Source organism: Streptomyces sp. NPDC087270, assembly GCF_044744625.1.
GTDB lineage: Bacteria > Actinomycetota > Actinomycetes > Streptomycetales > Streptomycetaceae > Actinacidiphila.
In genome coordinates this window covers 75,822-96,343 of the sequence record NZ_JBIUYR010000003.1, presented here as the reverse complement: position 1 = coordinate 96,343, position 20,522 = coordinate 75,822, and the positions used below count along the sequence as shown (strand labels likewise).

Here is a 20,522-nt window from a genome sequence, read left to right as displayed (position 1 = left end):
CGCCTCCTAACCTGTCGCAGCTTGATCTTGGCGGTTGCGCAGTGCCGTCACCACGAGGGCCAGCACGGCGGACACGACCATCAGGAACACCGCCTGGGCGGTCGCGTATCCGACCTTGGTGCTCTCGAAGGAGCGGGCCAGAATGAGGTACGAGAACGTCTGGGTCGAACCGGCCGGCCCGCCGCCGGTGAGGCTCACCACGATGTCGTAGGCGCGGATCAGCCCGACCAGGTTGAGCACCGTCGCGATGGTCACCACCGGCGCGATCATCGGGATGACGACCCGCAGGTTGGTCTGGCGCCGGTTCGCGCCGTCGATCGCGGCGGCCTCCAGCAGTTCGGCGGGCACCGTCTGCAACGCCGCCACGAACAGCACCACGTTGAACCCGAACCCGGCCCACACGATGACGGCGATCAGCGAGATCAGCGCCATGTGCTCGTCGAAGAGGAAACCGACCGGGTCGACGCCGAACTTGGCCAGCGTGTTGTTGATGGCGCCGTTGGTGCCGAGGATCGCCGCCCACAGATAGCCGAGGATCAGCGCGCTGATCACATGCGGGAAGTACGCCACGGCACGGAAGAACGAGTTGCCGCGGGAACGCCCCTTCAGGATCAGCGCGTACACCAGGCCCAGACCCACCTCGAACACGGTGCCGAAGACGGCGATGAGCGCCGTCACGTACCAGGACTGGGTGGAGTTGGGGTCGTCGAACAGGTGCCGGTAGTTGGCCAGGCCGATGAAGTCGGCGGAGGAGAAGCCGTTCCAGTCGGTCAGGCTCAGATAGATCGCGACCCCGACCGGTACGACGGTCAGCACCGTGTACAGCACCACCGCCGGGCCCATCATGGCCACGGAGACGGCGGCCCCCCGGATGCGGGTGGCCCGGCGGCTCGGCGCGGGTCTGGCCGGGCCGGGGACAGCGCCGGAGCGCTGCCCCCGCCGTGTCAGCTCTGCGAGTTCCACCACTTGTCCAATCCGGACGCCGCGCTCTTCGCGGACTTACCCGAGAACAGCGACTGGATCGTCGTGTTGAGCTGGTCGCTGTAGCCGGCGATCGGCTGGTTCTTCCCCGACTTGACGATCACCGAGGGCGCCTTGTCCAGGATCTGCTGAACGGACTTGCCGAGGCTGGACATCGGGTAGTCGAAGCCCTGCCGCAGGTTGCCGTCGGCGGCGAGCTGGCTCTTGACCGCCGCGGGGTCGGTGACCAGCCACTTGACGAAGTCGATCGCCGCGGCCTTGTGCTTGGAGTGGTTGACCACGACGTACGGGTCGGAGATGTTGCCGAACTGGCCCGAGGGGTAGGCGCCGTCGGTCGGCATGGAGAACACGCCGATCCCGTCGCTCTTCTTGGCCTGGTCCGCGGCGGGCACGAAGTACGAACCCATGATGTACATCGCCGACTTGCCGTTGAGGAACGCCGTCTGGCCGTCCGCGTAGGTCAGACCGAGCGCGCTCTTGTTCAGGTAACCGGAGTCGATCCAGTTCTTGTAGTCCTGGAAATAGGACGTGTAACCGCTGTCGGCGAATTTGACCTTGCCGTCATTGCGCTTGGCGACCCATTCCGGGTCCGCGGTCATCACGCCGGCGTCGGCCATCATCGAGAACTGGGCACCCGTCACCCACTGCCCGGCGGTCTGCAACGGGGTGTATCCCGCGGTCTTCAACTTGCCCATCGCGGCGGTGAACTGAGCCATCGTTTTGATACCCGACGCGTCCACGCCGGCCTTGGTGAAAGCGGCCTTGTCGTAGAAGACGAGCGACTGGATCTGCTCGCCCACACCGACCACGTACCGCTTTCCGTCGATCGCGTACTGGTCGGCCAGCGGGGTCTTCGCCGTCCAGGGCTGGTCGGTCAGGTCGGTGTACAGGTCCACGTCGTCCGCGGTCGGCGTGATCTGCTGCGCGATGTCCGGCGGGTCGCCCGCGGCGAGGTCCTGGGTGAGCTTGGCGTTCGCCGATATCGTGCCGGTCAGTTCCAGCTTGACCTTCGTGCCGGGGTGCGCCTTCTCGTACGTGTCGAAGAGCGTGTTCCAGTACTGCTCGGTGAGGTTGGGAGTGATGTTGACGATGACGCGGAGGGTCGTGCCCCCGGCGGAACTCCCGGAATCGTTACCACCACAGGCCGCGGCCGATGCCATTACCAAAGGGGCCGCGGCGAGAGCGCAGGTGCGGCGCCAGATCTTTCTCATCAGAGACACGCTCCGTTGCGTAGTCATGAACACAGACGGCCGAGATCGAAGCACACGATTTCGGCGGGGTCAACTGCCCGCAGGAGACCGGGAAATCGGTTCCGGCGGTCCCGACCGCAGGGTTCTTTATTGCGTCGACGAAAGAGTCGCTTGCTGCCGGAACCGCCGTGCGGCGATTCCCGTGGGGCCACCGACCGGCTGTGGTGCGGGCGGTGGGAATTGCTGCGGTCTGGCGGGCGTGGCCCGCCGGCCGGTCCTGGGCGAGCCGGCTCCGCGGGGGAGCGGTACGGCTCGCGTGTGGTGCGGGCCTTCCGGCCGTCCCCTCACCGGTGGGGAGGGGACCCGTCCGCCCGGCGCGGTGCCGTCCCGCGGGACGCGGGACGCCGGCCGCCGCACGGGCGGGTGCGGCCCGGACGCCGGCACGCGTCCCGTGCCGGCCTCTCGTCCGGGCCGGCCGCGCGCGGGAACCGGCCCGGTGCGCGGTGCGGATGTCCGGGCCGCACCGCGCGGCCACGAAGTGACGGCCCACGGCCTCTGGTGGAGTCGCATGGACCTTCACCTCCAAGGATTATCGTCTATCGATTACTGATGCTATGTGGGCCGCCCCGCATGTTCAAGAGCCGTGCAGCAAGCCCTTACCTTCCGTCGGACCGGCGCCAACGCACGCAGATCCGGCCGGAGTCGGCGGGCTCCGGGACCGTCAGGGTCAGCCGGGTGAGCCGGTCGCCCCAGCTCAGCCGCACCTGCGCGTCGTCCAGTTCCCGCGGCTCGATCGCGGCGACGGCGATGCGCGGGTCCCACTCCATTCGCAGGGCGGGACCCGAGCGCGCCGACACGAGCGCCCACCCCTCGCCCAACTCGACGTCTCCCGACAGGACATGACGTAGTGTCAGTTCTCTGCTCGGCCCTTCCCAGCGGTCCTCCACGACCACCTCGGCCGGCTCGCCGCCGGCGGCGCGGACCAGCCGCACCTCCCGCTCCCAGCGGGCCACCAGGCCCGGCGGATAGGCGCCGCTCAGCTCGGCGCGCAGCGCGGTGACCGCGTCGTCGAGCCGTACGGTCACCTCGCGAGCGCCGTGTTCGGCGCCCGGTGCCTGCCCGCCGCCCGGCTCGGGGACGTTGTGCCACGCGCTCTGGAACGGCCAGTCCTCGTAGCGCCGCGGCCCGAAGGTCTGCGCGGTGTAGACCGGCCGCCCGACATCCACCACCAGCGGCCGGCCGTCCACCGCCACCCAGTACGAGCCGACGTCCAGGTGGTTGTGGTGCTCGCCGTTGTGCCCCGCCTTCACCGCCATCGCCAGCCCGGACGACGTGCCCGCCGTCTCGCGGGCCACCAGGAGTTGCAGGCGCGGCAGCCAGGAGGCGCGCGCCAGCCACGGCGCACCGTCCTCGGCGCGCTCGGCCCGCTCGGCGGCCTCGGGGGAGAGGGCAGCCCCGGCGGTGACCGCGTCCTCGGCGGTGACGGCACGGCACCACCGCGCGTCCGCCAGCGCGGCCAGCGAGCGCCCGAGGCCCCCGACGTCCGCCACGCCACCCGCCTGCCGGGCCGCGGCCACCGCGTGGGCGGCCGTCTCCGCCTGGCCCAGCCGTTCGCCCCACCGGAACACCACCTGCCAGGGCCGCCCGCCCCCCAACCGGGCAGGCGCGTCACCGACGTTGACATAGAAGTCCGTGCCGAAGTGCATCCGCTGCGGGTACCGCAGCACGTGCGGCAGCAGCGGCAGGTCTCGCGCGTCGAGCCGCGCGCCGCCGGCGTCGGCGAGCAGGTCCAGCGTCTCCAGCACGCGGCACGCCCCCGCGAACCAGTACGCGATGCCCTCGTCGATCCCGCCGTCGTCGGGCAGCGCGACCAGGTAGTGGTCCAGGTCCCGCACGGCCAGGCGGACCAGCCGGGCGCGCCGGGTGTCGTCGTCGCAGAGCAGCAGCGCCGAGGCCACGACGGCACTGTGGACCCAGGGGTTCCAGTTGTTGGCGCTGCCGTCGGCGCCGATCCAGTGCCAGTCCCGGACCTGTTCGAACGGTGTCAGCACCCGGTGGTCCACCTCGCGGCGCAGCCGGCGCCGCACGCCGGGCGCCCTCCGGTCGAGGTGCGGCCCGAGCACGCGGTCCGCCCACGCGAACAGCGCCGCGACCTCCGCCGCGCCCAGATCGAGGAACGGCTGCTCCGGATCGGGGACCACCTCCCCGCGGGAGGACGTATGGCGGTCGTGCGGCGCCCAGCACCAGGTGCTCGCCTCGGCGAAGGCGACCAGCCCGTCCACGGCGGCATCCAGGCGCGGGCACCCCCCGGGTGCGTTCGCGTCCGCCACCTCGCCGGTGAGCACGGCGGTCAGCACCAGCAGCGTCACCCGCTCCCGCAGCGCCCTGGCCCGCCCCTCGTAGGCGTCCCGATCGCCGTCGCGCAGCGCCCTGGCCCAGGCCGAAGCGGTCAACGACGGCGCCGGGCGGGCCAGTTCGGCGCCGGCCAGGGACAGGACCTCGGCGCGTATCGGCTCGGGGACGGCGTCCCACACGGACCGGTCGGTCACGTCGGGGACACCGCAGCGCGCGGCGGGGCCGGCCGACAGCGGATGTGCGGGTGCGTCGTCGAGGGGCTGGTCCAGGGCCGGGGCCAGGCGCTCGTACAGGGGGCCGGTCACGGCGATCAGCCCTCCCCGTCCAGCGCCAGCTCGATCACCGGGAGCAGCACGTCGGGCCGGGCGATCGGCACCGTCAGCGTGAGCGTGTCCGCGCTGCGGCCGGGAGGAGCCAGGTTGTTGTGCTCGTGCTGGGCGCCGTCGAGCCGGCTGAACCGGACCTCCGACCCGTCGTGCAGGAACTGCGCGTAGCGCACCCGGCCCGCGAGTCCGGGCAGGTGGACGTGCTTGAGCGGCCAGGTCGGCAGATGCAGGTAGAGCCGGTTTCCCGCCTGCGTGTACAGGCCCTGGCTGGGCGGCTGGTACGCGCTCGGGCCGGCGCCGTGCACGGACCGGGCGTGCACGGCGCTCCACTCGCCGAGCTGCCGCAGCGTCTCCCGGGCCCGCGGGTCCAGCGCGCCGCGGCCGGTCGGGCCGACGTTGAGCAGCATGTTGCCGCCGCAGGCCACCGACTGCACCAGCATCCGGACCAGCAGGCCGGGGTCCTTGTAGTCGTGGTTGTCCCGGTCGTAGCCCCACGACCCGTTGAGCGTGTGGCACGCCTCCCACATGACCGGCACGCCGTCCCGCTCCAGCGGTTCGTCCGGCTGGTACTGCTCGGGCGTCACGTAGTCGCCCGGGATGCCGAGCCGGTCGTTGACGACGATGCCGGGCTGCAACTCCCGTACCGTGCTCAGCAGTTCCTCGGCGCCCCACTCGGCGGGCCCCATCCCGGGGTAGCTGAAGTCGAAGAACAGCAGGTCGATCTGCCCGTAGCCGGTGAGCAACTCCCTTACCTGGTCGTGCAGATACCTGCGGTATTCGGCCAGGTCCCGGGGTTCCTGCTCCGCCGGCGTGCCGCGCAGCGGATGGTGGCGGTCCACCGGGAAGTCGGGGTGGTGCCAGTCGAGCAGCGAGTAGTACAGCCCGACCCGCAGCCCCTCCGCCCGCATCGCGTCGGCGAACTCGGCCACCAGGTCCCGGCCGGTCGCGCGTGCCGAGGTGTAGTCGGTGAGCGAGGAGTCGAACAGGCAGAACCCGTCGTGGTGCTTGGCGGTCAGCACCGCGTACCGCATGCCGGCCTCCCGGGCGGCCCGCGCCAGCTTCCTCGCGTCGAACAGGTCCGGGTCGAAGTGCTCCAGATAACGGTCGTACGCCTCCTGGGACATGGCCTCCCGGCTGCGCACCCACTCGTGGCGCGCCGCGAGGCTGTAGAGCCCGAAGTGGACGAAAAGTCCGAAGCGCGCGGCCCTGAACCATGCGAGGGACGCCGGGGTTGGGGTGGGCACTGAAGTCTCCTGCTGTGGTTGACAGTTCTTGTCGGTCGGCTGTTATCTACCATCGATAGGCGATAATGTCACTGATGGTTGCGTGCAGAGCTGTGCGCAGAAAGGCGTGGCGGATGAACCCGACAGGGGATCAGGGAGCGCCGAAGGTGGGGGACATGCAGACGTACGATTCGATGCTGGCGCCGGTCCACACCGCGTCCTACGTCCGGCCGACCGAGCGCATGCTCACGGCACTCAAGGGGGTGAGCGCCGCGACGGCCTGCGCGAAGCTGCACCAGAGCGGCATCACGCGGACCTTCATCGACGGGCCGGTGCCGCTGCACAGGGAACCGGACGTCACGGTCATCGGCGGCGCCGTGACCTTGGAGTTCCTCCCGCAGCGCGAGGACGTCTTCTCCGGCGCCGAACAGGAGGACGCCGAGCGCAAGACCGCGCTGTGGGGCGTGCTGGAGTCCATCCAGCCCGGCGACGTGCTGGTGGTGTCGGCACACGGCAGCCACTTCACCGGCTGCCTCGGCGACATGCTGGTGCGCTACTTCAAGCTGCGCGGCGGCGCGGGCATCGTGGTGGACGGACGGGTCCGCGACGCGGCCCGGATACGGGCGCTGGGCGTACCCGTCTGGTGCACCGGGGTGACCCCGCACTACGCGTCCCAGACGGAGCTGTTCCCGTCCGCCTTCAACGTGCCGGTGGGTGTCGGCGGTGTCCTGGTGACCCCGGGAGACCTGATCGTCGCTGACGAGGACGGCGCGGTCGCGGTGCCGCAGGCCAACGCGGTTCCGCTCGGCGAGGACTCGCTGGCCCACCAGGACCGGGAGATCTTCGCCCGGCAGCGCCTCGACGAGGGCGGACGGCTGTCCGACTACTACCCGCTCACCGGCGCGGGGCTGTCGGAGTACCTCGTGGGACGCGCGGCGGAGGGCGCGAGCTAGTGCCGTGACCGGAAGGGTTCACCGGTTCGCGGTGCCCGGCACGGCACCTCGCCGCGTTGTCGGAGTCGTCCGAGTACGCCCCGTACGAGGACGATCCTCCGCCGTGCGAGGCACCGCACCGGACACCGCGAACCAGGCAAACCCTTCCGGCCACGGCACCGGACAGAGAGTTCCGTCCGGCCAGGGCGATGGTCGCGGTCTTGCCGTATGGGGCGGCGAGGCCGCGCCTTCGGTGGGGCGGCGTCGACTGCGGCCCCTTCGGCCGGCCGCCTACTGGGGCGCTGTCGCGATCTGGATGAGGTTGCCGCAGGTGTCGTCGAAGACGGCGGTGGCGACGGCGCCCATCGTCAGGGGCTCCTGGGTGAACCGGACGCCCAGGCCGAGCAGCCGCTCGTACTCCGCCCGCACGTCGTCGACGGCGAACTGGGCGAGCGGGATACCGTCCTTGACCAGCGCGTCGCGGTAGGGCTGCACGGCCGGGTGGCCGGCGGGCTCCAGGAGGAGTTCGGTGCCGTCGGGCTCGTCCGGCGAGACGACGGTCAGCCAGCGGTCCTGCTCGCCGAGCGGCACGTCGTGCTTCTTCACGAAGCCGAGGATCTCGGTGTAGAAGCGCTCCGCCTCGGTCTGGTCGTCGACGAAGACACTGGTCAGATGGATCTTCACGGGGCGCTCTCTTCCGGTGCGGAGGTGTCGGGCACGGGCCATCGCTCGGCGATCCGCCGCAGCGGGGCCGTGTCGAGGTCGTGGAACTTGTAGCGGCCCTCCCGCCTGGTCACGACGAGCCCGGCGGCCTCCAGTACGGCAAGGTGCTGGGAGACCCCCTGACGCGAGATGCCGAGCTGGTGCTTCATGGTCAGGCGCGCGCAGATCTCGAACAGCGTCTGCCCGGACTTCTCCGCCAACTCGTCCATGATGGTGCGACGGGTGGCGTCGGCCAGGGCTTTGAAGAGGTCGTCTGCCACCACCTCAGGATAGGCAAGCGTTCACTTGCCTATCAAGTCGAGGACCGCCACGCTCGGGCTCGTCCCGCGATCGCGGGTGCGGGTCCGTGGGTGCTCGGGTGGCCCGGTCGGCCCGGGTGGATCGGTGGCGCAGGGCAACCTTTCCCGGCCGTCCCGAGTCTGCGTTCCCATGCGCAAGCGGATTGCCGCGGGTGTCGCGGCCACGGTGTGCTGGGCGATCCTGGGCCTGGCGGGCTGCTCGGGCGACTCGTCCGGAGGCAGCAAGGGCGCGGCTCCGTACGACTTCGACGGGACCGGCAAGGACGGCCTCGTCGTCACCAACAGCGAGGCCACGGTCGACGGTCTGCGGTACGGCGGGTACGCCGCGGTACTACCGGGCAGCGCTCGCGGCCCGGACCCGAAGCACGCGCGGATGCTGACGCAGAACGGCGTCGGCGCGGGCCCCGCGGGCCAGGGCGCCTACTTCGGGGCGAACGCGACCTCGGCAGACCTGGACGGCGACGGCAAGGCCGACCTCGTCGTCCAAGCCGGCTACAGCACGCTGTTCGTGGTGTGGAGCGGCTCCGCGGCAGGCGGCAAGCCCGCGCGGCTGCACGGCACCCGGCCCTTCACCGGCGACTTCGACGGCGACGGCCACGCCGACCTGATCGCCACCGTGGGCGGCGGCCACGACGACGGGTCCTCGACCGAGACCATCTTCTACGGGCCGTTCAGCCGTTCCGGCAAGCCGGCCCGCACCGCGACCGTGAAGATGCCGATGGACGAGAAGGGTTTCCAGAGCGAGAACGTGGTGGCGGTCGGCGACGTCAACGGGGACGGGCGCGACGACCTGATCACCTCCTGGGCCGCCGAGTACACCGACGTGGCCCACACCCCGCGCGCGACGGTCGTCTGGTACGGCACGCGCAAGGGGATCAGCCGGGGCCCGCGGCTGAAGGACGCCCAGGGCAGGGACGTCTACGGCAGCTCCTACGGCGAGCCCGTCACCGTCGGCGACTTCGACCACGACGGCTGCGACGACATCGCGGTCGGCCTGCCCGACGAGTTGCGCTCGAACGACGAGGAGCCGGTAGCGCCGACGGGCGGCAGCCGGCTGACCGTGTGGTACGGCAGCAAGCACGGCACCGCGCGCAAGCCGGTCAACTTGACGTCCAGGACTCCCGGGTTGCCCGGGGCGCCTGTCGCGGACGGCTTCGGCAGCCTGCCGGTGGCGGGGGACGTGAACGGGGACGGCTACGCGGATCTCGCGTTCGTCGCCCAGGCCGGCAAGGACTCGGCCGAGCTGCTGGTGCTGCTCGGTGGCCCGCGGGGGCTGACCACGTCCGGTGCCCAGCACGTGCCCCGCAAGGGTGTGACGGCCATGGCGATGCTCGACACCGACGGCGACGGGCGGGCCGACCTCGTCACCGGGGCGCCCTACCTGCGACCCCAGCGGCTGACGGTGCTGCGCGGCAGCGCGACCGGCCTCGACCTGCGGCACCCGGTCACGATCGGCTCCGGCGACCTCGGTACGGCCGTCCCGCCCGACGGCCCGGGCTTCGGGTCGGCCTTCGGCCACTGAACGGCTCATGCCGGCGGGGCGGTGACGGCTCCCGCCGGGGCGACCCGGAGGACGCCCGCCCCGGAGGCCGAGCGGGTGCCACCCCGGTTCACCCCGGAGCGCCGGGCGCGCCGTGCACCGATTCCGTTTCACCCGGATGGGGTGGTTTCATCCGGGCGGAAGTCGCGGGACTGCTGTTCCGGGTGGGGATCGGGGGGTAGCGTTCCGGGTCGTGCCGCGGAACCGGCGACACGCCGGGTGGTCGGTCCGGCGGCACGTGCGGATGGGCGTGCGGGCGGGAGGATCGTCCGTGAGTTCGCGGGTCCAGGGGGTACCCGTTCCCCGGTGCGCCGACCAGCCCACCCGCCGGCTCCGCTGCACCCGTCCGACCGGCCGTTCGAGCGAAGGGTCCTCCCATGGTCAGGTTCTCCCGCGCGAGGGTGATGACGGTGATCGCGACCGCGCTGGCGGCGGTGGGGATCATGTCCGCCGTCCCCGCGCTGGCCGACCCGCCCCCGCCGCCGCAGACCCCCACGGCGACCACGTTCGACGGGACACCCACCGTGGGCCCGCTGTTCCGCAACGGGCTCGACCAGCACCACGGCTGCACCGCCAGCGTGGTGGCGAGTCCCCGCCACGACCTTCTCGTCACCGCCGCGCACTGCGTCACGGGCACCGCCGCCGGCTGGCAGTTCGCCCCCGGCTACCGCGGCGGCCAGACCCCGTACGGCGTGTGGACCGTGACGCACGCCTACATCGACCCGCGGTGGGCCAGCGGCCAGGACCCGCACTACGACTACGCGATCCTGCAGGTCGCCGACCAGTCGATCGGCGGCGTCAAGACCGCGATCCAGGACGTGACGGGCGGCAACGTCCTCGCCCCCGCGCCCCGCGCGGGCCGGAGCATCACGGACGTCGCGTACAACTCCGGCATCGACGACCTGCCGATCCACTGCGCCACCACCGCCACGTACACGGACGGGTTCCCCGGCTTCAACTGCCATGGCTTCGTGGGCGGCAGCAGCGGCAGCCCGTGGCTGGCGAAGGTGCCGGGCACCCATGTCACCGAGGTGGTCGGTGTCATCGGCGGCCTCTACCAGGGCGGTTGCTACGAGTACACCTCCTACTCCTCGCCCCTCACCTGGCAGGCGGACAAGCTGATCCTCCGCGCGACCCTGGGCCGGCACCCCGACGTCGTGCCGGCCGCCGGCAGCGACGGCTGCTGAGCCGCCGCACGCCGCACGCCTCGCGCCGCCGCCAGCACGGCGCCCCCCCGCCCCGGCTCGCCCCGGCCGGGCGCGGCGCGTCGGGGGCGCGACCGCGCCGACGCGACCCCTGCTGACCTGCCCGCCGAGCCTCGACCCACCCGCCGAGCGCCCACCCGGGCGCGGAGCGAGCCGGCCCAATCGCGGCCCCGGCCGTGACACCAGGCCGAGCGACCACCGCTCGGCTCCGGTTCGGCGGGCCCTGCGCGACCGGGCCCCACGCGTAGCACCCCCGCGCCCTTCCGCCGGCCCGCGCCGAGACCGGCCCGCCCGTCACCGGTGCCCCGCACCCACTGAAGTCCCGTAGGCCGTGTTTTGGAAGTCCCTCCCCCCCTGCCTTCGGCGGGGGAGGTGCCCCCATCCCGTGGCGCCTGGCACGCACGCTCGCTTCGTTGTCGGGCTTGTCCGAGTAGGCCCACTACGAGGACAACCCTCCGCCTTGCGATCTGGGGGCGCCTCCCACGCCGCAGGCTGTGGGGGAGCACCAGACGCCACGGGCCCCGCCCTTTGGGCGGACGGCGCTACTTCCAAAACACGGCCTAGCCCGGCGGCCGGTTGACGGCTGCCGTCGCGCGGGCCGCCGACGGCCCGACGGCACCCGCGGCGGGGGAGCAGCGCCCTGCGAGCGTCCGGCCCCGTCGCTCCCGCATGCCCCAGCGACATCACGTTGCGTGACCGCTCGTGCTTTACCGGAATGTAACCCGCATGTCTGGATCTGCTCGCCGATCCGTCGCTAGAGTAAGCGCCATCGAATTAGTCTCAGCCTGAGAGGAATTGTGGCAACTACCTCGCTCCCCCGGGAGTCCAATCGCAGCGCGGTCCTCGCGGCGCTGCTCTCGGGTGCCCAGATGGACCGCCAGCAGCTCATCGCGGCCACCGGCCTGAGCCGGGCGACCGTGTTCCGGATCGTCGACGACCTGATGGCCGACCGCCTCGTCCACGAAGGCGAGCGGCTGGTGCGCGAAGGCCCGGGCAGACAGTCCACCGCGGTCGGGTTCAACGCCGGATCGGCTCTGGTCTGCGGAATCGACCTCGGCGGCACCAACTGCCGTGTCGTGGTCGCCGACGCGCTGGGCCGCGCCGTGATCAGGAGCCGGGACGCCACGCCGCGCGGCGCGAGTGCCGGGGAACTGGCCCGCTGGGTGGCCGACCGGGTCACCGGCCTGGTCGCCCGGTACGGCAACGGCACCCCGCTCCAGGCGGTCACGATCGGCCTGCCCGGTGTGGTCAGCGGCGACGGCGGCACCGTGCTCGCATCGCACAATCTCGGCCAGATCCAGGGCACCGCGTTCATCGACGCGGTCTCCGGTTTCGTCGGTGTCCCGATCACCGTCGGTAACGACTCCAACGTCGCCATGCTCGGCGAACTCCAGTACGGATCGCTGCCGGACCGGGAGACCGCGGTGCTGCTGGCGTTGGGCACCGGCCTCGGCTCCGCGGTCTCCATCGACGGCCGGGTGCTGCTCGGCGAGCAGGGGCTGCTGGGCGAGTTCGGCCGGCTCCCGCTGCCCGGCCGCCCGGAGCGGCTGCGCGACCTGCTGTCCGGCGCGGACCTGGTCGCGTACGCCCGCAGCCGCGGCGTGCGGGTCTCCGGCGCGCAGGACCTATTCGCCGCACCGGAGACGTACGCCGACCTGCTCGCCGAGGTGCACGCGGCCCTCGCCCATCTCGTCTCGATCGTCGCGCTCGCCTACGAGCCGAAGACCGTGGTGCTCACCGGCGGGTTCTCGGAGTCCTTCGACGCCGGCACGCTCACGGCCATCAGCGGCCAGGTCGCCCGAACGGTGGGCGTGCGCAGCACGGTCCGCCACTCCGACCTGGGCAACTCCGCCGGGCTGCTCGGCGCGATGGCGTCCTCGCTCGGCCGGCTCTACGGCTCCCTCGGCATCAGCACCGGGCACGTCGCGGGCATCGACGTGGACCGGCACCAGGTGATCGACCGGCTCAACACATGCCCCACAACCAGCACCACGCAGGACGACCAGTCCACCCAGGCAGCAGAAAGGTGAGAAGGATGAACCGTGCACGGTGGCGGTACGCGGTCACGTCGATCCCGGTCATGGCGCTTGCGCTCACGGCCTGCGGCGGCAGCGGGGGCGGCTCGCACGCCTCCTCCGACGGCACACTGACGGTCTGGATGATGACCGGCGGCCCCGGCGACAGCCCGCTCATCAAGGACGTCAACGCCGAGTTCGCCAAGACGCACCCGGACATGAAGGTGGACGTCCAGATCCAGCAGTGGGACGGCATCGCCACGAAGATCACCACGGCGCTGGCCAGCGGGAACCCGCCCGACATCGTGGAGATGGGCAACACCCAGACCCCGCTGCAGACCTACTCCGGCGGCCTCGCCGACCTCACCGCCGACAAGGCGTCCTTCGAGGACTCCGCGCACTGGCTGGCCGGCCTGTCGGGCCCGTCCGCGTACGACGGCAAGCTCTACGCGACACCGCTCTACGGCGGCACCAAGGTCGTCATGTACAACAAGAAGCTCTTCGCCGGCGCGGGCATCCAGCAGCCGCCGACGACCATCGCCGAACTCCAGCAGGACTGCGGCAAGCTGGCCGCGGCCAACAAGAAGACCGCGAACTTCTCCGGCTTCTACCTGCCGGGCCAGTACTGGTTCAACGGCATGCCGTTCCTGTTCGGCAAGGGCGGCACCGTGGCCACGCAGAAGGGCGACACCTGGAAGGCCGCGATGTCCTCGCCGGCGAACCAGGCCGGCCTCGCGGCCTGGCGCACCTTCCAGAACACCTGCTCCACCAAGTCCTCGGTCGGCGTCAACACCGACAGCCCCGACCAGGACCAGCTCTTCGCCGACGGCAAGGCGGCGATGGAGTACGTCAAGGCGTGGGAGCCCGCGGCGGTGCTGGAGAAGAACCCCGCGCTCAAGGACGACATCGGCTTCTTCGCGATGCCCGGCTACAGCGCGGACAAGTCCATGCCGGTGATCGTCTCCGGCTCCACCGTCGGCATAGCGGCCAACAGCCCCGACAAGAAGGCGGCCGAGGACTGGCTGCGCATCGTCACCGGCAAGCAGTTCCAGCAGAAGATGGCGCTGAAGCTCAACCTGCTGCCGATCTCCGCCGCGTTCACCCCGGCCGGAGTCCCCGAGCAGCTCACCGTCGCCTCCAAGGCCGCGCAGAACAGCCAGCCGCTGCCGAGCAGCCCGGGAGAGGCGACGCTGGAGACCGAGCGGTACAACGAGCAGTTCTTCTCGAAGATCGCCGGCGGCGCCGACATCGCCAAGGCGGCCGCCGACTACGACAAGCACGCCACCGACGCATTCAACTCGCTCCACTAGTACGGCGGGAACCCGATGGCAATTACCGAAAAGCGCAGCGCGCAGCGCGCTCCGGCGGGTGCCCGCTCCCGGCCGCAGGTCCGGGCCGGCGCCACCCGGCGGCGGATGCTGCCCTGGGCGATGATCGCCCCGGCGGTCGTGGCGCTGGTGCTGATCCAGGGCTACCCCCTGGTGCGGCTGCTGGTGCTCTCCACCCAGGACTTCGGCCCCCGGTCGCTGTTCACCGGGCACGCCGACTTCGTCGGCCTCGACAACTTCACCCACCTGTTCGGCGACCCGGACTTCCGCTCGGTCCTGCTGCGCACCGTGGTCTTCACCGTGGTGTGCGTGGCGCTGCTGATGGTGCTCGGCTTCCTCATCGCGCACCTGCTCACGGGCGTCTCGGCCTGGGCCCGGGTGGTCACCACCGTCTCGCTGGTGCTGGTCTGGGCGATGCCGATGGTCGCCGCCACGCTGGTGTGGCAGTGGATGTACCAGCCCCAGTACGGCGTCGCCAACTGGCTGCTCACCAAGACGCGGATCTTCGGCGACCTGACCGCGTACGACTGGTTCTCCCATCCCCACCAGGCACTCGGGCTGGTCATCCTGCTCACCGTGTGGAAGGGCCTGCCGTTCGTCGCGCTGACCCTCTACGCGGCGCGCGGGCAGATCTCCGAGTCGCTGTACGAGGCGGCCCGGCTCGACGGCGCGGGCACGCTCCAGACCTTCCGGCACATCACGGTGCCGGTGCTCAGGCCGGTGCTGGCGATCCTCACGCTGCTGGAGGTCATCTGGTCGGTGAACTCCTTCACCCCCATCTGGGTGCTGACCCAGGGCGGGCCGGACGGGCAGACCACCACCCTCGGCGTGTACGCGTACATCACCGCCTTCAGCCGCAACGACTACGGCAGCGGCGCCTCGATCGCGGTGGTGACCGTACTGATCCTCGCGGTGTTCTCCATCGCCTACGTCCGCAGGATGTCGAACCAGGGAGACGAGCAGGGAGAGAAGGCATGAGCGTGCGCATGACCCCCGCGCGGCGTCGCCGCAGCGTCAACAACACCATCGCGGTGGCGCTGTCCGCGGTGATGCTCTTCCCCGTCTACTGGATGGTGGCCACCGCGCTGAAGCCGCGCGGCAAGATCCTCAGCGCGGTGCCGCAGTTCCTGCCCTGGCCGATCAGCCTGGGCAACTTCCAACGAGCGCTGGCCAAGCCGCACTTCTGGGTGTTCGTGCGCAACTCCCTGACGGTCACCCTGTCCTCGGTGGTGCTCTCGCTGGTCATCGCGCTCTTCGCGGCGATCGCCATCGCCCGCTTCCGGTTCGCCGGGCGCAGGGTGCTGCTGGCGATCCTGGTGCTGGTGCAGATGATCCCCGCGGCCGCGATGGTCATCCCCGTCTACCTGATGCTGCGGTCCATCAACGCGCTGGACTACGTGCCCGGCCTGATCCTCACGTACATGACGTTCGTGCTCCCGTTCACGATCTGGACGCTGCGCGGCTTCGTGGACGGGGTCCCGGTGGAACTGGAGGAGGCGGCGCTGGTCGACGGCTGCGGCCGGTTCCAGATGTACGTACGGGTGCTGCTGCCGCTGCTGATGCCCGGCATCGTCGCCACCTCCATCTTCGCCTTCGTCAACGCGTGGGACGACTACCTCTTCGCCTACGTGATCATGAAATCGCAGGGCAACTACACGCTCCCGGTGTGGCTGGTGTCCTTCAAGACCTCGGAGAGCGTCGACTACGGCGCGATGATCGCCGCCTCCACCATCTTCTCCCTGCCGGTCCTGATCTTCTTCCTGCTGGTGCAGCGCCGCCTCGTCGGCGGCATGACCAGCGGCGCGGTCAAGGGATGACCCGCGCACCGCGGACCGGGCCGGCCCCCGCCAGACGACTTCCCGAACGAAAGAGTGAGGACTCCATGACCGAGCTGTCACGCCTTGCCCATGGCGTGCTGTTCCCCGCACTGGGACGGCGCACCGTCCCCCGGTGGGCCCGCGCCCGCGTCGAGGAGGGACTCGGCGGCTTCGTCCTGTTCGGCAAGGACATCGCCTCCGCCGAGCAGATCCGGCAGCTCACCGCCGACCTGCACGGCCTGCGCGACCACGTGCTGCTCTCCCTCGACGAGGAGGGCGGGGACGTCAACCGCCTGGAGCCGCACGGCGGTACGTCCGTGCCCGGCAACCACGCGCTGGGCCGGCTCGACGACCCGGAACTCACCCGCGAAGCGGCCTACCAGATCGGGCTGTCACTGGTGGCGGCCGGCATCGACTGGGACCTGGCGCCCGCGGTCGACACCGCCGTCAACCCGCTCAGCCCCAACGGCATCCGCTGCTTCGGCGCCGACCGCGCCCTGGTCGCCAGGCACGCGGCCGCCTGGGTGGAGGGACTGCAGGCCGCGGGGGTCAGCGCCTGCGCCAAGCACTTCCCCGGCCACGGACTGAGCTCCACCGACGCCCACCTGGGCACGCCGACCGTTGACCTGTCCCGGCAGGAACTGGTCGACCACTACCTCGACCCGTTCCGCGCCGCCATCGCCGCCGGCGTCGACAGCATCATGGTCTCCCACGTCCGGCTCACCCAGCTCGACACCGTGCCCGCCACCATCAGCCCCGCGGTCCTCACCGGCCTGCTGCGCGGCGAACTCGGCTACGACGGGGTCGTCATCACCGACGCCCTGGAGATGCGCGGCATCAGCGACGTCGCCGCACTGCCCCAGGCGGCGGTACGGGCCATCGCCGCGGGCGCCGACGCGCTGTGCCTGGGCGCCTGGGCGTTCGGCGACGACGTGGACACGGCGGCCGCGGCCCTGGTCGCGGCGGTGGAGGACGGCACCCTCCCCGAGGAGCGGCTGCGCGAGGCCAACGCCCGTATCGCCAGGCTCGGGACGCGCCCGCGGGCCACCGGCGCCGCCCACGACGACACGGTGGGCGCCCGGCTGGCCCGCGACGTGGTCGAGGTACACGGCGACCCGGTGCTGCGCGGCAAGCGGGCCTTGGTGGTGCGGCTCGACCCGACCCATTCCCCCGCCCAGGGCGGTTCGTCCTGGGGCATCGCGGAGCCGCTGCGCGCGGCCGGCGTCGAGGTGGAGACACTGGCGGTGGCCGGCGACACGTACAACGCGGAAGGCGTCATCAAGGCCGAAGTCGGCCTCTACCTCGACGAGTTCGGGCCCGATGCCGACGTCGTGCTGCTCGTCCGCAGCTCGCACCGCTTCCCCTGGCAGCGACCGGTCCTGGACGAGCTGCTGGCGAAGTACCCGGGCTGCGTGGTGGTCGACATGGGCGTGCCCGGCGACGACTTCGGCCAATTCCGGGGCTGGGTGCGGACGTTCGGCGCGTCCCGGGTGTGCGCGCAGGCGGCGGTGGACACGCTGCTGGCGGGCGCGTGACCGGGAGCAGGGGAGGACGGGGGACCGGGGATCGGGGGCCCGGTGCCCGTGGGCAGGGGACCGGGGACGGCGGGCGGCTGCTGGCCGGCGGGCGGTTCGTACGGGCCGACGGCCGCGTGGTGGCGGGCTGGCTGCTGATCCGCGGCGGCCTGATCCACGCCATGGGCGCGGGCGACCCGCCCGCGGCGCCCGAACCCCGGTCCGACCTCGGCGGCCGGCTGGTCGTGCCCGGGTTCGTCGACCCGCACTGCCACGGTGGGGCCGGCCACTCCGTCTACACCGGCGACCCCGACGGCGTACGCGCCGCCGCGGCCGGGCACCTGGCCCGCGGCACCACGTCGATGCTGGCCTCCGTGGCCAGCGTCGACCCACCCGCGATGCGGGCCGCCGTCAGGGCGATCGCCGCCGTCATCGACGACGGGACCGCACCCAACCTGGTGGGCATCCACTTCGAGGGGCCGTTCCTGTCCCCGGAGCGCCGGGGCGCCCAGACCCCCGGCGCGCTGCGCACACCGGACCCGGAGGTGCTGCACGGGCTGCTCGACGCGGCCGGCGGCCACGCCGTGTCGATGACCGTGGCGCCCGAACTGCCGGGCGCGCTCGGCCTGATCGAGGAGTACGCCGGGGAACTCCTGATCAGCCTCGGCCACACCGACGCCTCCGCCACGGCCTTCGTCCGGGCCGTCGACGCGGGCGCCCGCTCGGTGACCCACCTCTTCAACGCGATGCCGCCCCTGGAACACCGGCGGCCCGGCCCGGCGGCCGCGGCACTGCTCGACCCGCGGCTGTGCTGCGAGCTGATCCTCGACGGCCACCACCTCGCCGATGACACGGTACGGCTGGCCCACCGCACCGCGGGCGCCGACCGGTTGATGCTGGTCAGCGACGCCATGCCGGCCGCCGGCATGGGCGACGGCACCTACCGGTTCGCCGACCGCGAGGTCACCGTGACCGGCGGGGTGGCCCGGCTGCGCGGCACGGACACCCTCGCGGGCTCGACGCTCTTCGTGGCGGAGGCGTTCCGCCGGGCGGTCGACGTCGTCGGCCTGCCGGCCGCGGACGCCGCGCGGATGTCCGCGGGCACGGCGGCGCGGCTGCTCGGCCTCACCGACCGCGGGGCCTTGCGGCCGGGCCTGCGCGCCGACCTGGTCGAGCTCGACCGCGACCTCAAGCCGGCGCGGGTCTGGCTCGCCGGCCGGCGGGTCTCCGCAGAGGGGCAGGTGGAGCGGTAGTTCCCCCGCGGGCTCGCCTATGGGACCGGGTGCCCGCCGGCGCGGGGGCCGACCGGGTTCCCGCGGGGGCGGGCCCGGGCCGGCGGGGGCCGTCGGGGGCCGTCGTAAATCCGGGGCGCCCGGCGGGCGGCGCGGCGTAGGCTCCGCCTCCGTGAAGCTGCGGACCTTTGCCTTCGACGACCGGCCCGACCTGCACGCACAGGCCGACGAGGTCTTCAGCGCGGGCTGGCCGGAGTTCATCTTCCACGACCCCCTCGCCGACCGGCAGATGGACCGGGTCCGGCGGTGGTTCGGGGAGCTGAACCTCCTGCTGGTCGACGACGCGGACCGGATCGCGGCCGGCGGGTGGGGCGTTCCGGTGCGCTGGGACGGCTCGCCCGCCGACCTGCCCGGCGGCTACGACGACGCGCTGGTGCGGGCGGTGACGCTGCGGGAGGCGGGCGGCCGGGCCGACACGCTGGTGATCGCCGCGGCCCAGGTCCGCGACGACCTGCGAGGGCGCGGCCTGGCCGCGGAAGTGCTCGGGCGGCTCGCCTCCGCCGGTGAACGAGCCGGTCTGGCACGGGTGATCGCCCCGGTGCGGCCGACCTCCAAGGCCCGCTACCCGCTGACCGCGATGGAGGAGTTCATCCGCTGGACCCGGGCCGACGGCGCCCCGTCGGACCCGTGGCTGCGGACCCACCAGCGGATGGGCGCCCGCGTGCTGGGCGTCGCCGAGCGGTCCATGACGATGGCGGGCTCGGTCGCCGACTGGGAGCGGTGGGTCGGCTTCCCCCTGCCGGCCTCCGGCCGCTACGTGGTCCCCGGCGCCCTCGCCCCGCTCGCGGTCGACCGCACCGCGGACCGGGGCGAGTTGGTCGAGCCGAACGTGTGGGTGCGGCACCGGTGAGGGGCGGCGGCGCCCGGGTCGGAAAACCGTTGGACACCGCTCCGGGCGGGGACGAGCGTGGGGGGATGCAGCAGGAGGACATCTGGGACGCCGAGACCGCGCTTCGCTACGACACGCCGGGCATCGGCATGTTCGCCCCCGAGGTCGTGGGGCCGACCGTGGACCGCCTCGCCGAACTCGCGGGGGAGGGGGCGGCACTTGAATTCGCCATCGGCACCGGCCGGGTGGCGGTCCCGCTCGCCGCACGCGGAGTTCCCGTCACCGGCGTCGAACTGTCGGCACCGATGGTGCGGCAGCTGCGGACGAAGGCGGACGAGGCGACGATCCCCGTCGTCATGGGCGACATGTCGACCACCGTCGCGCCGGGGGAGTACACCCTCGTCTACCTCGTCTTCAACACGATCTCCAACCTGCTGAGCCAGCCGGAGCAGGTCCGCTGCTTCCGCAACGCCGCCCGCCACCTCGCCCCCGGCGGCCGCTTCGTGATCGAACTCTGGGTGCCCGAGCTGCGCAAGCTGCCGCCGGGCCAGGGTGCCGTCATCTGCCGTTCCGAACCCGGCTACTTCCTCCTGGACACCTACGACGTCCTGCGGCAGCACGTCGTCTCGCACCACTTCCGGTTCGACGACACCTCGCAGGCCGAGCTCTTCCGCAGCCCGCACCGCTACATCTGGCCGGCCGAGCTCGACCTGATGGCCCAACTGGCCGGGTTCGAGCTGGAGTCCAGGCACGCGGACTGGTCCGGCGCCCCCTTCACCGCCGATTCCCCCTCCCACGTCTCCGTCTACCGCCTCCCGCCCGCGCCGTAGCCCGGACCGGCCTGCCCGCGGCGGGCCCTTGCGCCGCGGGCAGGCCCGGCCGCGCGGCCGCCCGCCCGCCCCGGGAGGGGCCCCCGGGGGGAGTCGGGGCCACCCGCCCCCCACCGGCGGCGG

17 protein-coding genes are annotated in these 20,522 nt (G+C 72.2%); 11 read left to right on the top strand and 6 right to left on the bottom strand.

Going from position 1 to position 20,522, the window contains the following annotated elements:
* Positions 1 to 6: 6 nt before the first annotated feature.
* The 4 genes from ACIPAE_RS07180 to ACIPAE_RS07165 all read right to left on the bottom strand — a co-directional run bounded on the left by ACIPAE_RS07180 (position 7) and on the right by ACIPAE_RS07165 (position 6,096).
* Complete coding sequence (locus ACIPAE_RS07180) at positions 7 to 966, bottom strand: sugar ABC transporter permease (protein ID WP_329373411.1); 960 nt, start codon at positions 964 to 966, stop codon at positions 7 to 9.
* On the bottom strand, positions 945 to 2,192 hold the full coding sequence (locus ACIPAE_RS07175) for an extracellular solute-binding protein (RefSeq protein ID WP_366414064.1): 1,248 nt from the start codon (positions 2,190 to 2,192) through the stop codon (positions 945 to 947). Before ACIPAE_RS07175 ends, ACIPAE_RS07180 begins: the two co-directional genes overlap by 22 nt.
* A 635-nt stretch (positions 2,193 to 2,827) precedes the next feature.
* Positions 2,828 to 4,831 (bottom strand): heparinase II/III family protein, encoded by a 2,004-nt coding sequence (locus ACIPAE_RS07170; protein ID WP_402443455.1) that lies wholly within the window; start codon positions 4,829 to 4,831, stop codon positions 2,828 to 2,830.
* Between the two features lie 5 nt (positions 4,832 to 4,836).
* Positions 4,837 to 6,096 carry an alpha-L-fucosidase gene (locus ACIPAE_RS07165; RefSeq protein WP_329373415.1) on the bottom strand — a complete coding sequence of 420 codons (1,260 nt, stop codon included), beginning with the start codon at positions 6,094 to 6,096 and terminating at the stop codon, positions 4,837 to 4,839.
* Between the two features lie 155 nt (positions 6,097 to 6,251).
* Between ACIPAE_RS07165 and ACIPAE_RS07160 the strand changes: the two genes are divergently transcribed.
* Entirely contained in the window at positions 6,252 to 7,028 is a 777-nt protein-coding gene (locus ACIPAE_RS07160; RefSeq protein ID WP_329373417.1) for a ribonuclease activity regulator RraA, read from the top strand.
* A gap of 270 nt (positions 7,029 to 7,298) precedes the next feature.
* Here the strand turns inward: ACIPAE_RS07160 and ACIPAE_RS07155 are convergent, their stop codons facing one another.
* On the bottom strand, positions 7,299 to 7,691 hold the full coding sequence (locus ACIPAE_RS07155) for a VOC family protein (RefSeq protein ID WP_402443453.1): 393 nt from the start codon (positions 7,689 to 7,691) through the stop codon (positions 7,299 to 7,301).
* Positions 7,688 to 7,990: an ArsR/SmtB family transcription factor gene (locus tag ACIPAE_RS07150; RefSeq protein WP_402443451.1), complete on the bottom strand. Its 303-nt coding sequence runs from the start codon at positions 7,988 to 7,990 to the stop codon at positions 7,688 to 7,690. The genes ACIPAE_RS07155 and ACIPAE_RS07150 overlap by 4 nt, the downstream gene beginning before the upstream one ends.
* A gap of 169 nt (positions 7,991 to 8,159) precedes the next feature.
* On the opposite strand from ACIPAE_RS07150, the gene ACIPAE_RS07145 reads away from it, so the two are divergent.
* The 10 genes from ACIPAE_RS07145 to ACIPAE_RS07100 all read left to right on the top strand — a co-directional run bounded on the left by ACIPAE_RS07145 (position 8,160) and on the right by ACIPAE_RS07100 (position 20,399).
* Positions 8,160 to 9,551: an FG-GAP repeat domain-containing protein gene (locus ACIPAE_RS07145; protein ID WP_402443450.1), complete on the top strand. Its 1,392-nt coding sequence runs from the start codon at positions 8,160 to 8,162 to the stop codon at positions 9,549 to 9,551.
* A 395-nt stretch (positions 9,552 to 9,946) separates the two neighbouring features.
* Positions 9,947 to 10,756 (top strand): serine protease, encoded by an 810-nt coding sequence (locus tag ACIPAE_RS07140; protein WP_329373423.1) that lies wholly within the window; start codon positions 9,947 to 9,949, stop codon positions 10,754 to 10,756.
* 815 nt (positions 10,757 to 11,571) lie between these two features.
* On the top strand, positions 11,572 to 12,804 hold the full coding sequence (locus ACIPAE_RS07135) for an ROK family protein (protein WP_329373425.1): 1,233 nt from the start codon (positions 11,572 to 11,574) through the stop codon (positions 12,802 to 12,804).
* Between the two features lie 5 nt (positions 12,805 to 12,809).
* A complete protein-coding gene (locus ACIPAE_RS07130) occupies positions 12,810 to 14,099 on the top strand; it encodes an extracellular solute-binding protein (RefSeq protein ID WP_402443447.1) in 1,290 nt (429 codons plus the stop codon).
* Between the two features lie 15 nt (positions 14,100 to 14,114).
* Positions 14,115 to 15,095: a sugar ABC transporter permease gene (locus ACIPAE_RS07125; protein WP_329373429.1), complete on the top strand. Its 981-nt coding sequence runs from the start codon at positions 14,115 to 14,117 to the stop codon at positions 15,093 to 15,095.
* Positions 15,092 to 15,934, top strand: a complete 843-nt coding sequence (locus ACIPAE_RS07120) for a carbohydrate ABC transporter permease (RefSeq protein WP_329373431.1) — start codon at positions 15,092 to 15,094, stop codon at positions 15,932 to 15,934. Before ACIPAE_RS07125 ends, ACIPAE_RS07120 begins: the two co-directional genes overlap by 4 nt.
* A gap of 65 nt (positions 15,935 to 15,999) precedes the next feature.
* Positions 16,000 to 17,469 (top strand): glycoside hydrolase family 3 protein, encoded by a 1,470-nt coding sequence (locus tag ACIPAE_RS07115; RefSeq protein ID WP_402443444.1) that lies wholly within the window; start codon positions 16,000 to 16,002, stop codon positions 17,467 to 17,469.
* Positions 17,466 to 18,701, top strand: coding sequence for an N-acetylglucosamine-6-phosphate deacetylase (nagA, locus tag ACIPAE_RS07110; protein ID WP_402443442.1), 1,236 nt, complete (start codon positions 17,466 to 17,468; stop codon positions 18,699 to 18,701). The genes ACIPAE_RS07115 and nagA overlap by 4 nt, the downstream gene beginning before the upstream one ends.
* A gap of 151 nt (positions 18,702 to 18,852) precedes the next feature.
* Positions 18,853 to 19,590 carry a hypothetical protein gene (locus ACIPAE_RS07105; RefSeq protein WP_402443440.1) on the top strand — a complete coding sequence of 246 codons (738 nt, stop codon included), beginning with the start codon at positions 18,853 to 18,855 and terminating at the stop codon, positions 19,588 to 19,590.
* A 65-nt stretch (positions 19,591 to 19,655) separates the two neighbouring features.
* Entirely contained in the window at positions 19,656 to 20,399 is a 744-nt protein-coding gene (locus tag ACIPAE_RS07100; RefSeq protein ID WP_402443438.1) for a class I SAM-dependent methyltransferase, read from the top strand.
* The last annotated feature ends 123 nt before the right edge of the window (positions 20,400 to 20,522 follow it).

What these genes read in the sequence shown, in the direction of transcription:
- ACIPAE_RS07175 (WP_366414064.1), bottom strand. Translation starts at nt 2,192, where the DNA reads ATGAGAAAGATCTGGCGCCGCACCTGCGCTCTCGCCGCGGCCCCTTTG.
- ACIPAE_RS07160 (WP_329373417.1), top strand. Translation starts at nt 6,252, where the DNA reads ATGCAGACGTACGATTCGATGCTGGCGCCGGTCCACACCGCGTCCTAC.
- ACIPAE_RS07145 (WP_402443450.1), top strand. Translation starts at nt 8,160, where the DNA reads ATGCGCAAGCGGATTGCCGCGGGTGTCGCGGCCACGGTGTGCTGGGCG.
- ACIPAE_RS07140 (WP_329373423.1), top strand. Translation starts at nt 9,947, where the DNA reads ATGGTCAGGTTCTCCCGCGCGAGGGTGATGACGGTGATCGCGACCGCG.
- ACIPAE_RS07130 (WP_402443447.1), top strand. Translation starts at nt 12,810, where the DNA reads ATGAACCGTGCACGGTGGCGGTACGCGGTCACGTCGATCCCGGTCATG.
- ACIPAE_RS07125 (WP_329373429.1), top strand. Translation starts at nt 14,115, where the DNA reads ATGGCAATTACCGAAAAGCGCAGCGCGCAGCGCGCTCCGGCGGGTGCC.
- ACIPAE_RS07120 (WP_329373431.1), top strand. Translation starts at nt 15,092, where the DNA reads ATGAGCGTGCGCATGACCCCCGCGCGGCGTCGCCGCAGCGTCAACAAC.
- ACIPAE_RS07115 (WP_402443444.1), top strand. Translation starts at nt 16,000, where the DNA reads ATGACCGAGCTGTCACGCCTTGCCCATGGCGTGCTGTTCCCCGCACTG.
- ACIPAE_RS07100 (WP_402443438.1), top strand. Translation starts at nt 19,656, where the DNA reads ATGCAGCAGGAGGACATCTGGGACGCCGAGACCGCGCTTCGCTACGAC.